Below are 14,546 nucleotides of genomic sequence, written 5' to 3' on the forward strand. Positions count from 1 at the left end.
CGTTCTCGCACGAAAGGCCCTGGATTCCCGCGTTCGCGGGAATGACGAGCAAAAAACGCGGAGCCTGCTTCGCTCAGTCGTCCGCCGCCGCCGCCGCCGCCGCGCGCCGCCTTCGCCGCGGCGTCTTCGCCGGCTCATCCGGCCCGATCTGTTCCAACTGCACGCGCAGGTCGTGCAGGGTGGTGAGGATGTGTTCCGACAGCAGCCGGCTCACCCGGGCCCCGTCGCGCTGCAGCCAGGCGTCGAGAATGGCGCGATGCTCGCTGGCCGCGCGCGCTTCGCGGCCGGCCGGTTCCAGGTGCTTGCGCACGTAGCGTTCGGCCAGCACCTGCAGACGTTCGACCAGTTGCGCGGTGATCTGGCGTCCGCCCGGGCGCACCAGCGCCAGATGGAAGCTGCGGTTGAAGCGCACCACCGCGTGGGCGTCGTCGGTGCCGGCGTTTTCCAGCGCCGCCAGCGCCGCGCGCGCGGCGGCGTGTTCGCTGTCGTCGGCGGCCAGGCTGGCGTCGGCGGCGGCCTCGGGTTCGATCTTCAGGCGCAGCGCGAATACTTCCTCGGCCTCGTTCGCGGTCAGCGCCGGGACGAAGAAACCGCGATTGGGATGCGAGGCCAGCAGGCCCTGCTGCTCCAGCCGGCCCAACGCCTCGCGCAGCGGAATCTTGCTGATCCCCAGTTCCTCCGCCAGCAGTTCCTGGCGGATCGGTGCGAGCGGCGGAATCTGCGTCGACAGAATCCGTTCGCGGACCACTTCGAAGGCTTGGTCGGACAACGAACGGGGCACGATGCTCATGCGATCAGTCTACCCAACCGCCAGCCGCGCTCTACTGCCGTCGCGACGCGATCTGCGCCGGGCCGCGGCAGACCGTTCGTCGGCGCGGCGCCGGTCGGGCGCACGGACCTGCCAACCCTGGACCTGAATCACGGAATCGGCGGTTTATCGCTATATCGTATACGTTATACCGATTAGCAGCTTTCCGTGTCGTTGTGATGACACGCAGGGGGAAGGCCGCGGCAGATCGGGCGATCAGGCCATCGGGGGTGGCCGGCGCCGACAGCGGATTCACGCAGCCTGGCCGCTCAGCGGCCGCGCCGGCGCGTGTCCGCGCCCGGCGCCGGCGCGGTCGGCCGGCTCGCGTCCCATCGATCGCGGGTCCGCGCCGGTCTCCTGCACCGCCGCCGCTCCGTGGGCCCGCGCGGCCGCCGCACGCGCGTACGACGCCGGAGAGCCGACCGCCATCCAACCGTCCGACCGCTAGCCCGTCCTTGCCAAGCCGTATCCGCAAGGTCGCATTCGTAAGGCCTTACCGCCGCAAGGCGAGACACCACTCCACTACCGGCCCGCCGCGCCGCGCATTCGCGCGGGCGCCGCCGTGCGCCGCCATTGCCTTCAAAGGAGATCGTCGATGTCCTTCGTACCCAAACCGACCCAGGCGTTGTTGCTCGGCCTGACCGTCGCCGCCGTGAGTTTCCTCAGCTACGCCTTGCCGTGGGCGTCGATGATCGAGCCGGCGCGACCCGCCGCGCCCGCGCCCGTTGTCCACGCCGCGGTGAGCCCACAGGCCATTGGCACCGCCGCGAGCGCGCAAGGCCTGGCCTCGCGCGCGCTGCAAGGCGCATCGCGCCGGCAACCGGCGACCGAGCGCCAGTTGTTCGGCGAACATCAACAAGAGCGCGCGCTGGCCCCGGCGCGGCGCGCGCCGCAGCAACCGTTCCTGGTCGATCGCCGCGACAGCGCCTACGACGGCGCCGCACTGCGCCGCGATCTGTTGCGCCGTCCTTCGTTCGCGCGCACCTCGTCCGCGCTCAAGGCCGCGGCCTGCGACGTCAACGCCTTCGGCGCGCTCAGCGGCGCGGCGCTGGTCAGCGCGGTCAAGGCCGCCAGCGTGGATTGCATCAATCAGTTGTTCGGCGTCACCGGCGCCAATGCCTACGCCACCTTCCGCGAAGCGCAGATGGTCAGCATCGCCAACGCCTTCGCCACCTCGGCGCGCGGCTACGACGGCAGCAACGCCGACAGCACCTTGCAACTGGTGCTGTTCCTGCGCGCCGGCTATTACGTGCAGTACTACGACAGCAGCGTCGGCGCCTACGGCAATGCGCTGCGCGACGCGATCCGTCCGGCGCTGGACGCGTTCGCCGCCAATGCCAACTTCGGCCGTGTCAACGACGTTCACGGCGAAGTGCTGGCCGAGTACGTCACCCTGATCGACAGCTCGACCGAGAACGCGCGCTATGTGTACGTGGTGAAGCGCTTGCTCGACAGCTACAACAGCGGCTTTGATGCGTATTACTGGATGAAGGTGGCGGTCAACAACGCTTACACCGTGACCTTCCGCGGCCATCAGGACGCGGCCTTCCGCGCCCTGGTGCAGTCCGACAGTTCGATCGTCGAGACCTTGTACAACTTCGCCGACCGCAACTTCGCCATGCTCGGCCAGGCCAACGACTATCTGGTCGCCAACGCCGGCCGCGAACTGGCGCGGTTCCTGCAATACGACGGCGCGCTGAAGACGCTGGCGCGCGCGCGGGTCAAGGCCTTGCTCGACCGCTCCGCGGTCACCGGCCCGACCGCGCGCTTGTGGGTGGGCGTCGGCGAAATGGCCGATTACCACGACGTCGGCAACTGCGCGCAGTACGGCCTGTGCGATTTCGTCGCGCGGGTGCAGGCGGCGGCCTTGCCGATCCAGCACACCTGCAGCGCGACGCTGCGCCTGCGCGCGCAGTCGATGAGCGCGGCCGAACTGGCCTCGACCTGCGCCACGGTGGCCGGGCAGGAAGCCTATTTCCACCGCGAGCTCGCCACCGGCGGCGTGCCGGTCGCCGGCGACGGCAACGCCAGCCTGGAAATGACCGTGTTCGACAGCAGCAACGATTACGCCATCTACGCCGGCGCGATCTACGGCATCGACACCAACAACGGCGGCATGTACCTGGAAGGCAATCCGTCCTTGCCCGGCAACCAGGCGCGCTTCATCGCCTACGAGGCCGAGTGGCTGCGTCCGCAGACCTTCGAAATCTGGAACCTGACCCACGAGTACGTCCACTACCTGGACGGCCGCTTCGACATGTGGGGCGATTTCACCGCGGCGATGAAGCAAAAGACCGTGTGGTGGGTGGAAGGCTTCGCCGAGTATCTGTCCTACCGCTATCGCGGCGTGGTCAACGACGGCGCCCAGGCCGAAGCCGCGCGCGGGACCTATGCGCTCAGCCGCGTGTACCAGAACGATTACAACAGCGGCCAGACCCTGGTGTATCGCTGGGGCTATCTGGCGGTGCGTTTCATGTTCGAACAGCGCCATGATCAGGTGAACGCGATCCTGGGGTATTTCCGCCCCGGCAACTACAGCGGCTACGCCACCTACATGGCCGGCATCGGCGCCGGCAACGACGCGGCCTTCAGCGCCTGGCTGCCGTGCGTGGCCCAGCCCGATGCGCCCGGTTGCGGCACCACGCCGAACCAACCGCCGGTGGCGGGCTTCAGCTTCGCCGCGAGCGGCTTGCGGGTGAACTTCAGTGACACCTCCACCGATGCCGACGGCCGCATCGTCGCGCGCAGCTGGAACTTCGGCGACGGCAGCACCTCGACCGCGGCGAATCCGAGCAAGACCTACGCCGCGGCCGGCAGCTACAGCGTGCAGCTCACTGTCACCGACGATCGCGGCGCCAGCCGCAGCACCACGCGCACGGTGACCGTCAGCGCCGCCGGCCTGCCCGAGTGCGCGGGCAGCGACATCCGCGTGCTGGGCAAGAACTGCGTGCGCAGCAATGTGGTTGGGACGGTCGGCAACTACACCTACTTCTATCTGTACGTGCCGGCCGGAACCGCGCAACTGCGCATCGACGTGGCCGGCGGCAGCGGCAACGCCAATCTTTACGTCAGCACCCGCAATTGGGCGACGCGCGAATCGTATGAGTACCGTTCGACCAACGCGGGCAACACCGAGTCGGTGACGATTTCGCAGCCGGCGGCCGGATACGTCTACGTCAGCTTGTATGGCGTGACTGCGTTCAATGGTGTGCGGGTGACGACGCGTTATTGAGCGGCCCTCACCCCAGCCCACTCTCGCCCGAACGCATAGCGTTCGGTGCCGCGCGAGCCGATGGCTTGCGCGGCACCTCACCCGGTTTGCGGGAACGGGGCTAAAAAAGCTGCTCAGCGCATACTTCGTGCGACCCAGGTTTCCCTTCTCCCGCTTGCGGGAGAAGGTGCCCCGAAGGGGCGGATGAGGGCCGCTCAGCGATCCGACTGCCCGGTCGCGTAATAGTCCCCGCGCACGAACAAATCCGGCTGGATCAACTCGGTGAAAGCGCGCGCCTGCGGCGACAGGTACTTGCCCTTGCGCACCACCACGCCATAACTGCGCGACGGGAAATACTCGGCCAGCGAACGCGCCGACAGCCGCGAGCGATCGGCGTCGGTCAGGCAGATCGCGGTGACGATGCTGATCCCCAGGCCCATCGCCACGTACTGCTTGATCACTTCCCAGCCGCCGACCTCCAGCGCGACGGTGTAGGGCACGCGGTTCTGCTGGAACACCACATCGACCATGCGATAGGTGGTCAACCGCTGCGGCGGCAGGATCAGGCCGAACGGGCTCAGGTCCTGCAGGGTCACCCGGTCGAGCTTGGCCAGCGGGTGGTCGCGCGGGGTGATCAGCATCGGCTCGAACCGGTAGACCGGCGCGTAGCTGAGGTCGCCGGGCACGTCGAGCATCGAACCCACCGCCAGATCCACGCCGTCCGAGCGCAGCAGGTCCAGGCCGCCGGCGCCGGTGACGTTGTGCAAGGTGAGCCGCACCTCCGGATGCGCGGCGCGGAAGGCTTCCACGATCTTCGGCAGCAGATACAGGATGGTCGAACTGCCGGCGGCGACGTTGAGATCGCCCGCGTCCAGGCCGCGGATGCGCTCGCGAAAGGCGCCATCCAGGCTGTCCAGGCCCTCGACCAGCGGCCGGGCCAGTTCGTACAGCTCCTGGCCCTCGCGGGTCAGGGTCAGGCGGCGGCCGCTGCGCTCGAGCAGGCGCACCCCCATTTCGCGCTCCAGCGCCTGCAATTGCAGAGTTACCGCCGGCTGACTGAGGTACAGAGCCTCAGCCGCACGTGAGACTGAGCCCAGGCGCGCGGTCTGGCAGAACGCCCGCAGGGGCTTCAGCCGATCCCCTTTGTATGCAAATCGCGGACTTAGCGAGCGCGTCGTGGCCACATGAACGTCACATATAAGCTAAGCAAATGATATGCATTGAAAAAACTTGATTGTCAAATATAAGACGGCGCCGCATGGTCTGGGTCCAGGGACACGCTCGTTGGGAGCGGTCCCCATCCCCACAGGAGTCGCACCATGTCGGCAGTGATCGCGCAGTGGCAGGACCATCCCGGGCAACGTCAGCCGGGTGGCGGCATCGAGCTCACGGCCCAGTCGGCCGGGCAGGACGCTCTGCTGACCCCGGCCGCTCTCGAATTCCTGGCCGTACTGCATCGCCGTTTCGAACCCGCCCGCCAGGCCCGCCTGGCCGCGCGCAAACAACGCCAGGCGTTCTTCGACGCCGGCGGCCTCCCCGATTTCCGCGACGACACCGCCGCGATCCGCAATGCCGCCTGGCGCGTCGCGCCGCTGCCCACCGCGTTGCTCGACCGCCGCGTCGAGATCACCGGCCCGGTCGATCCGAAGATGGTCATCAACGCGCTGAACTCCGGCGCGAAGGTGTACATGGCCGACTTCGAGGACAGCACCGCGCCGACCTGGGCCAATCTGCTCACCGGCCAGCGCTCGCTGCGCAAGGCCGTCGCCGGCACCCTGGACTGGTCGTCGCCGGACGGCGCCAAGCACTACACCCTCAAGCCCTTCGAAGAGCAGGCCGTGCTGATGGTGCGCCCGCGCGGCTGGCACCTGGACGAGAAGCACGTGCGCATCGACGGCGCGCCGATGTCGGGCAGCCTGTTCGACCTGGGCCTGTTCGCCTTCCACAACGCGCAAGCGCTGGCCGCGCTGGACCGCGGCCCGTACTTCTACCTGCCCAAGCTGCAGTCGATGGAAGAAGCGCAGCTGTGGAACGAGGTCATCGGCCACGTCGAAAGCGAACTCGGCCTGACGCCGGGGCAGATCAAGGTCACCGTGCTGATCGAGACCTTGCCGGCGGTGTTCGAGATGGACGAAATCCTGCACGCGCTGCGCACCCGCATCGCCGGCTTGAACTGCGGCCGCTGGGACTACGTGTTCTCGTACATCAAAACCTTCCGCGCGCATCGCGACAAGGTGTTGCCCGAGCGCGGCCAGGTGACCATGACCCAACCATTCCTGCGCGCGTATTCGGAACTGCTGATCCAGACCTGCCACAAGCGCGGCGCGCACGCGATGGGCGGCATGGCCGCGCAGATTCCGATCAGCGGCGATGAAGCCGCCAACGAAGCCGCGCTGGCCAAGGTCCGCGCCGACAAGCTGCGCGAAGTCACCGCCGGCCACGACGGCACCTGGGTCGCGCATCCGGCGCTGATTCCGCTGGCGATGCGCATCTTCGACGAGCGCATGCCGACCCCGCATCAGCAGCACGTGCTGCGCGAGGACGTGCTGATCATCCGCGAGGATCTGATCAAGCCCTCCTTCGGCACCATCACCCGCGCCGGTTTCGAGGGCAGTGTCGAGGTGTGCGTGCGCTATCTGGCCGCATGGCTGGAAGGCAACGGCTGCGTGCCGATCCACTGGCTGATGGAAGACGCGGCCACCGCCGAAATCGCCCGCACCCAGCTGTGGCAGTGGCTGCACGCCGACGGTCTGTTCCTCGACGACGGCACGCCGCTGGATTTCGCTCTGCTCGAACGCGCCTTGATCGGCCTGCCGAGCAAGCTCGCCGACCGCTCGAAGCTGCCGGGCGGCTCCAAGCTCGACGAAGCCATCGCGATGCTCGACCGGCTCACCCATGCCGACACGCTGGAAGAGTTCCTGACCTTGCCGGCTTACGAACGCATCGACTGAAAACCGCTTCCGTCACCGCAAACGATTAACGCCACTACCCCACGTCGAACACGACCCACACGCTAAGGAATCGAAGTCATGAGCCACACGCTGCCGACCGCCGATCAACTCCGCCAGGACTGGGCGACCCATCCGCGCTGGGCCGGTATCACCCGCCCGTATTCGGCCGAGGATGTGGTGCGCCTGCGCGGCACGGTGCCGGTCGAACACACGATCGCCAAGCTCGGCGCCAACAAGCTGTGGACCTCGCTGCACACGGAAGACTTCGTCAACGCGCTCGGCGCGCTGACCGGCAACCAGGCCATGCAGCAGGTCAAGGCCGGGCTCAAGGCGATCTATCTGTCGGGCTGGCAGGTCGCCGCCGACGCCAACATCGCCGGCGAGATGTACCCCGACCAGTCGCTGTACCCGGCCAACTCGGTGCCGCAGGTCGTGCGCCGCATCAACAACACCCTGCTGCGCGCCGATCAGATCCAGTGCGCGGAAGGCACCGGCGACATCGACTTCCTGCAGCCGATCGTGGCCGATGCCGAAGCCGGCTTCGGCGGCGTGCTCAACGCCTTCGAACTGATGAAGGGCATGATCGAGGCCGGCGCCTCGGGCGTGCATTTCGAAGACCAGTTGGCTTCGGTCAAGAAGTGCGGCCACATGGGCGGCAAGGTGCTGGTGCCCACGCGCGAAGCGGTCGAGAAGCTGGTCGCCGCGCGTCTGGCCGCCGACGTCATGGGCGTGCCGACCCTGATCGTCGCGCGCACCGACGCCGAAGCCGCCGACCTGCTGACCGCCGACATCGATCCCAACGATCAGCCGTTCACCACCGGCGAGCGCACCAACGAAGGCTTCTACAAGACCCGCAACGGTCTGGATCAGGCGATCAGCCGCGGTCTGGCTTATGCGCCTTACGCCGATCTGGTCTGGTGCGAAACCGGCAAGCCGGACCTGGAGTTCGCGCGCAAGTTCGCCGAAGCCATCCACGCCAAGTTCCCGGGCAAGCTGCTGGCCTACAACTGCTCGCCGAGCTTCAACTGGAAGAAGAACCTGGACGACGCCACCATCGCCAAGTTCCAGAAGGAAATCGCCAGCTACGGCTACAAGTTCCAGTTCATCACCCTGGCCGGTTTCCACAGCCTGAACTACGGCATGTTCAACCTGGCCCACGGCTATGCGCGCCGGCAGATGAGCGCGTTCGTGGAACTGCAGGAAGCCGAGTTCGCCGCGGCCGAGAAGGGCTTCACCGCGGTCAAGCACCAGCGCGAGGTCGGCACCGGTTACTTCGACGCGGTGACCCAGACCATCCAGGGTGGGCAGTCGTCCACGGTGGCGCTGAAGGGGTCGACCGAGGAAGAACAGTTCCACGACGCGAAGAAGGCCGCCGCCTGAGTCGGCGGGTTCTTCGGCCTGAGCCGGACAGGTTCAGGCCGGCGGCGTAACCGCGAGGGGCGGTGGCGCCGGGCCTGATCGCCAACCTGGGACACGGCATCGCACGAAGGGCTCCGAGAGGGGCCCTTCGTCGTTTCGCCGACCGGCGTGTTCATCCTTCGTGTTCATCATTTAGAACGGCGTTGCGCTTCCTCTCCCGCTTGCCGCCCAAGGCGACTTCCTTCGGGGCGCGGGAGAGGGCTCGACACAGGCAAGTCGAAGGCCCGCGACACCGCCCATCCGCACGCCGGCCCGCCACCCCCGTCCGTCGGCATCGCACCCGCCGGCGTCCCGCCCGTCGCATTCGCGCCGTTACCATGTTGCACGTGCGAAACGCTGCGTATTCGCGGACCCGCAATGCCCTTGCGGCGCCTGCTTCAGGCGCTGAATGCGTCGATCCGACGGTGGCCGTTTCGCCCCCCTGGCGGCGTTAGCTGCTCAGACCAGGTGCTATCCTGCCGACAAGGCTCCACAGGACGTGGGGGTGCGGGGAGATCGGAATGAATCGCGACACGGCGGCGCCTGCGGTGGGCCGCGAGACCGACAATTCGACTGCGACCGCGGCGCCGACGGACGTGGCGATGGCGGTGCTGACGCCGGGCGAATTCGAGCTGTTCGCCGAGATCGGCCGGCCGCGCCGGATCGAAGCCGGGCAGGTGCTGTTCCGCCGCGGCGAGTTGGGTACCACCATGTTCGTGATCGCGCGCGGCGCGATCATCCTCGACTTCGGCGACGACCTGGTCACCAAGCGCCTGGGCGTGCGCGAATTCTTCGGCGAGCTGGGCCTGCTGATCGGCGATCACGCCCGCAGCGCGGACGCCATTGCCGCCACCGACGGCCTGCTGGTGGAACTGCGCCATGAAGAATTCCAGCGCCTGGTCGATCGCGACCCGTCCCTGGTTTCGTACTTCCTGCGCCGCGCGATCATGCGCGTGGTGCTCAACGAGCAAAGCCTGATCCGCCGCCTGCGCCGCCGCAATCAGGATCTGGAAGCCGCGCTCGACAGTCTTTACGCCACCACCCACCAGCTCAACCAGACCGAAGAGCTGATCCGCACCGACGACCTCACCGGCCTGTACAACCGCCGCGGCCTGACCCTGCACCTGCAGGAAGCGCGCGCGGTCGGCATGGCCGAGACGATGGGGCTGGTGCTGATCGACTGCGACCGCTTCAAGCAGGTCAACGACGACCACGGCCACCTGGCCGGCGACCGCGTGCTGCAGAGCGTGGCCAACATCCTGCGTTCGGTGGCCGGCGCGGAAGACATCGCCTGCCGCCTGGGCGGGGACGAATTCTGTCTGTTGGTCGCCGCGCGCACGCGCCAGGACGTCATGCGCTTCGCCGACTTCATCGTCCACACCGTGCATGGGCTGCTGATGATCCCGCAGTCGCCGCCGACCATCTGTCCGGTCAGCGTCGGCGCCTGCCTGATCAGCTCCAAGCACGAATGGAACGACTGGTACGCCCACGCCGACGCCGCGCTCTACCAGGCCAAGCGCCTGGGCGGCAATCGCGTGCAATGGCAGGACGCCGAACTGACGCCGGCATGAGCCACGCCGACAAGGATGCCGCGATGAACGATGCCCACCGTCCCCATGCCGAAGGTCCGCAGCTGCGAACGCTGCTGCTGACCGACCTGTGCGACTCGACCACCCTGGTCGAGCGTCTCGGCGACGGGCCGGCGGCCGATCTGTTCCGCGAGCACGACCGTCTGGTGCTGGTCCTGCAGCAGCGTTGGCGCGGCCGCCTGATCGATCGCTCCGACGGCCTGCTGCTGCTGTTCGAGCGGCCCATCGACGGCCTCGGCTTCGCCCTGGACTACGCCCGCGGCCTGCGCGAGATGGGCACCGCGCGCAAACTCGATCTCAAGGCGCGCGCCGGACTGCACGTCGGCGAAGTGCTGACCTGGCGCAACAGCGACGAGGCGGTGAAGGTCGGCGCCAAGCCGGTGGAAGTCGAAGGCCTGGCCAAACCGATGGCCGGACGGTTGATGGCGACCGCGCGCCCCGGCCAGATCCTGTTGTCGGCGGTGGCCGAGCCGCTGGCGCATCGCGCCGCGCGCGAACTCGGCGAACGCGGCCAGCAGCTGCTGTGGAAATCGCACGGGCGCTGGCGCTTCAAGGGCGTGCCCGAGCCGCAGGAAATCTATGAAGTCGGCGAACCCGGCATCGCCCCGCTGCGCGCGCCGCCCAACGGCCCCAAGGCCTGGCGCGACGTGCCGCTGTGGCGGCGTCCGGCCGCGCTCGCCGCCGAGATCGCGGTGCTGGCGGTGATCGGCACCGGCGTGTGGTTCGCGACCCGGCCGCAGCCGGCGATCGCCTTCAACCAGCGCGACTGGGTGGTGGTCGGCGACCTGCGCAACCTCACCGGCCAGGGCGTGCTCGACGATTCGCTGGAACAGGCCTTTCGCATCAGCCTGGAGCAGTCGCGCTACGTCAACGTGCTGTCGGACCTGAAAGCGCGCGACACCCTCGACCGCATGCAGCGCAAGCCCGACACCGTGCTCGATCGCGCGGTGGCCTCGGAGATCGCCCTGCGCGACGGCGCGCGCGCGGTGATCCTGCCGACCGTGGCCGAAGTCGGCGGCCGCGTGCGGGTCAGCGCGGAAGTCATCGACCCGCATACCCAGACCACGGTCTACGCCGAGTCCGCCGACGGCACCGGCGCGGAGTCCACGCTCGGCTCCATCGACACCGTCACCGCCGCCCTGCGCGAAAAGCTCGGCGAGGCGATGAAGTCGATCGAACGCGATTCCGAGCCGTTGCCGAAGGTCGCCACCGGCAACCTGGACGCGCTGCGCGCCTATGCGCTGGGCCTGAAGGCCTACGCCAGCCGCCAGTACCCCGAGGCCTTGCAGTATTTCCAGCGCGCGATCGACATCGATCCGAAGTTCGCCCTGGCTTACCTCGGCGCCTTGCGCGTGCACACCGGCGCGGTCGACAGCCGCATGGGCCGGCCGTTCCTGGACAAGGCGGTGTCGCTGCGCGATCACCTGCCGCCGCGCGACGGGCTGTATCTGGACGGCTGGGTCGCCGAGTTCGGCCCGCATCCGAGCGCGCAGGCGCCGGCGAAATGGAAACTGCTCGCGACCTTGTACCCGGATTACTACGGCGGCCATTACAACTATGCGTGGGCGTCGTTCCTGGTCAACGATTTCGGCGAGGCGTTGCGCTTCGCCAAGGCCGCCTCGGTGCCGCAGAACGCGTTCCGCGGCAACGCGGTCGAGCTCAGCGCGCGGGTGCAGCTCGCGCAGGAGCAGTACGCGTCGGCGTTGCGCAGTTTCGAGCAGGCCGAGAAGATCGAGCGCTACGGCCCCAATCGCCGCCACGCCGCCGCGCTGGCGGTGATGAAGCGGTTCAAGGAGGCCGATGCGCTGCTGAGCCAGTTGCCGACCGGCACCTTGCTCAAGGCCGACGTCACCAACGAGTTCGAGCGCATTTCGGTGCCGGTCGATCAGGGTCAGTGGGATCGCGCCCGCGAGGTCGCCGATCGCGCCGCCGAGGCGGCGCGCAAGGCCACGCCCTTGCTCGCGGACGAATTCGAGCTGATCCGGCTGTCGGTGCTGTCGTTGCAAAAGCCGCGCTCCGTCGACGGCGCGCGCTTCGAAGCGGTGCTGCGCTCCTCGCTGGACGGCGCGCGCGACGTCAGCAATCGCGACCGCAATATCCAGCTGTTCCATGCGTTGGCCGCCGCCTACATGACCCAGCGCGAAGGCCTCAGCGCGATCGCCGCGCGCTGGCTGCCCGAGCTGGAAAAGGTGTCGGCGGACATCGACGACCCGATGGCCAGGCAACTGCTGCAGGTGGTGCGCGCCGGTCAGCTGCGCTTGCAGGGCCAGCCCGAGGCCGCGGTGACGATGCTGCGCCCGCTGCTGGCGGACGGGCGCGAACTGTTCCAGGTCCGGGTGGCGTTGCGCGACGCGCTGCTCGCCGCCGGCCAGGACGAACAGGCCGCGCAGGAATCGAAATGGATCGCCGGTCATCGCGGCCGGGCGTATATGGAAGCCGCCGGCGATCTGGTGCTGCAGACGGTCAACGTCGCCGATACCAACCTCGCGGCCGGCGCGGTGAAGCGCTGAAGCCGGTCGCCGGATCGTCGCTGGCAGGCCTGTGCCCGGCCCTCAACCCATCCCGGCCGAACGCATGGCGCTCACGGCCGCGCGAGCCGGTAGCTCGCGCGCAGTTCCACTCACCCCATTGGCGGGGTGAGTGAATTCATCGGCGCGATTGCCGCCCGGCTTTGTCAGAAGCGCTTAGCGGGGTTTCAGGCGGTCGGCGTCCCGCCGCCCGAGACGTTCTTCAGGAAGTCGCCGACCCGGCCGGCTTCGAAGGCATGCGGATTGTTGTGATTGCCGGCGGCGGTCAGCAGGCGCTGCAACTCCTCGCGCGCGGCCTGGATCTCCTCCTTGGACGCGATCTTCTGCGTTTCCATGCAGGCGAAGGACGTGGTCGCGTCGCCGGCGGGCGCAGCGGTCTTGCCCTGCGCGCCCGGAGCGGGCGCCGGCGCCTGGTATCCAAGCTCGGCGAGCGCCGCGCCGGGATTCTTGTGGAAAGAATCGCGGAAGTGATCGTCGCTGCTGAGCAGCTCGAGCAACTTGTCCACGACGGCCGGGTCGAGCCCGGGGTGACCTGATGAATTTGCCATGTCTGGTTCCATTCCCCTGTGCAATGCCCACTCGGGGCGTGACGAACGTCGAATCTAACCCTGAGGGGTTAACGAGACAACCACGCGGAATAGGTCAAATCGGTGACGACGGATGATCTGCGGCGGCCCTTGTCGCGCTCAGCGTCGAGTTTAGATCGTGTTGTCCGGGCACATCTTTCGACGTTCATGTGTCCGCCGGCCAGCCTTGATGCTCATCGCGGCGGCAGTCGCCGCGCTATCCTGAACGCCGTTTCGGCCCGTGCGATGCGCGGTCCGTGTGTCCATCGTCGGCCGGGCGGCCGGCAAGGAAAAGCTGAATGCGAATCCGTCGTTGCGCGATCGTGTTTCTGGAACCGCGCGAAGAGGTCGCCTTCGATCTGGACTCGCTGCTCGGCGGCGGTGCCGGACTGCGCCGGACGCGACGCTGGCTGGCCTTGGCCGCGCATCTGGACGGCGAGGTCGAACTCGACGCGGCGCAGCGCGAATGCCTCGGCCGGCTCAGCCCGGTGGCCTGGTGCGAAGGCGAAGCGCTGGCCGACGCGGAGACGGTCGATCGATTGTTGGAGCTGGGACTGCTGATCGCGCAGGACGGCCCGGCCCATGCCGCGCATCGCGAACGCGACGAGGCCGTGCGCGGCGCGTATTGGTGGCCGCCGGCGGCGATCGCGCACCGGCTGGGACGTTGGCATGGCCTGGACAGCGCGGCGGCGATGGAGACCGGCCAGATGAGCACCGCCGCCGAAATCCGCCGCAAGCTCGGCGCGCCGCCGGCGCATGTGATCGAGCGCGCCGCGCCGGAATCGAGGCAACGCTTGCCGCGCGTGGACGACAACGAGTTCGATCGCCTGCTCGCGCGCCGCGCCACCTGCCGCAACTTCGACGCCGCGCGTGCGTTGGCGCAACCGGTGTTCGCGCGGATGCTGCAGCGGGTGTTCGCCGCGCAGGCGCAGGTGCGGGTCGAGGACGACACTGTGTTTCTGAAGAAGCACACCCCGTCCGGTGGCGGCCTGCATGCGACCGAGGCGTATCTGATCGTGCGCAACGTCGAAGGCGTCGCGCCGGGGTTGTATCACTACCATCCCACCGAACACGCTCTGGAGCCGATGCCGCCGCCGGCGCGGCCGCTGGACGAATTCGCCTTGTGCGCCTTGGCCGGCCAGCACTGGTTCGCCGATGCGCCGGTGTTGGCGGTGCTGGCGCCGCGCTATGCGCGCAGCTTCTGGAAATATCGCGACCACGCCAAGGCCTATCGCGCGCTGGTGCTGGACGTAGGACACCTGTCGCAGACCTTGTATCTGAGCGCGACCGAGCAGGGCCTGGGGGCGTTCGTGACCTCGGCGATCAACGAGGTCGATATCGAGCAGGCTTTCGGCTTCGATCCGCTGGTCGAAGGCCCCTTGGCGATCTGCGGTTTCGGTTGGCGCAGCGAGCGCATGCGGATCAGCGAGTTCGATCCAACCGAAGAGGTCTGGAAAAAAACGCCAGAGCAAGATTAAGACAAGGTGTACTGACC

General features: G+C 68.0%; 9 protein-coding genes. 6 read left to right on the top strand and 3 right to left on the bottom strand.

The features are described from left to right. Window positions 1-73: 73 nt before the first annotated feature. Entirely contained in the window at window positions 74-790 is a 717-nt protein-coding gene (locus J7J50_RS01300) for a GntR family transcriptional regulator (RefSeq protein WP_215057561.1), read from the bottom strand. Between the two features lie 613 nt (window positions 791-1,403). On the opposite strand from J7J50_RS01300, the gene J7J50_RS01305 reads away from it, so the two are divergent. Further along, window positions 1,404-4,040 (top strand): collagenase, encoded by a 2,637-nt coding sequence (locus J7J50_RS01305; RefSeq protein WP_215057560.1) that lies wholly within the window; start codon window positions 1,404-1,406, stop codon window positions 4,038-4,040. Window positions 4,041-4,234: 194 nt separating this feature from the next. Here J7J50_RS01305 and J7J50_RS01310 read toward each other — a convergent pair whose 3' ends face one another. Further along, window positions 4,235-5,203, bottom strand: coding sequence for a LysR family transcriptional regulator (locus J7J50_RS01310; RefSeq protein WP_215057559.1), 969 nt, complete (start codon window positions 5,201-5,203; stop codon window positions 4,235-4,237). A gap of 135 nt (window positions 5,204-5,338) precedes the next feature. Here J7J50_RS01310 and aceB point away from each other — a divergent pair, with 135 nt between their 5' ends. The 4 genes from aceB to J7J50_RS01330 all read left to right on the top strand — a co-directional run bounded on the left by aceB (window position 5,339) and on the right by J7J50_RS01330 (window position 12,467). Then, on the top strand, window positions 5,339-6,970 hold the full coding sequence (gene aceB / locus J7J50_RS01315) for a malate synthase A (RefSeq protein WP_215057558.1): 1,632 nt from the start codon (window positions 5,339-5,341) through the stop codon (window positions 6,968-6,970). A gap of 78 nt (window positions 6,971-7,048) precedes the next feature. Continuing rightward, on the top strand, window positions 7,049-8,350 hold the full coding sequence (aceA, locus tag J7J50_RS01320) for an isocitrate lyase (RefSeq protein WP_215057557.1): 1,302 nt from the start codon (window positions 7,049-7,051) through the stop codon (window positions 8,348-8,350). A 620-nt stretch (window positions 8,351-8,970) separates the two neighbouring features. Then, entirely contained in the window at window positions 8,971-9,939 is a 969-nt protein-coding gene (locus tag J7J50_RS01325) for a GGDEF domain-containing protein (RefSeq protein ID WP_251044387.1), read from the top strand. 23 nt (window positions 9,940-9,962) lie between these two features. After that, the gene (locus J7J50_RS01330; protein ID WP_251044377.1) at window positions 9,963-12,467 is read left to right on the top strand and encodes a putative peptide modification system cyclase; all 2,505 of its coding nucleotides are present in this window, start codon (window positions 9,963-9,965) and stop codon (window positions 12,465-12,467) included. Window positions 12,468-12,652: 185 nt separating this feature from the next. Here J7J50_RS01330 and J7J50_RS01335 read toward each other — a convergent pair whose 3' ends face one another. Continuing rightward, window positions 12,653-13,033, bottom strand: coding sequence for an NHLP-related RiPP peptide (locus J7J50_RS01335; RefSeq protein WP_215057555.1), 381 nt, complete (start codon window positions 13,031-13,033; stop codon window positions 12,653-12,655). A gap of 317 nt (window positions 13,034-13,350) precedes the next feature. On the opposite strand from J7J50_RS01335, the gene J7J50_RS01340 reads away from it, so the two are divergent. Continuing rightward, a complete protein-coding gene (locus J7J50_RS01340) occupies window positions 13,351-14,529 on the top strand; it encodes a putative peptide maturation dehydrogenase (protein ID WP_215057554.1) in 1,179 nt (392 codons plus the stop codon). Window positions 14,530-14,546 lie beyond the last annotated feature (17 nt).

The sequence above is a fragment of the Lysobacter sp. ISL-50 genome (assembly GCF_018612875.1).
Lineage (GTDB): Bacteria > Pseudomonadota > Gammaproteobacteria > Xanthomonadales > Xanthomonadaceae > Lysobacter.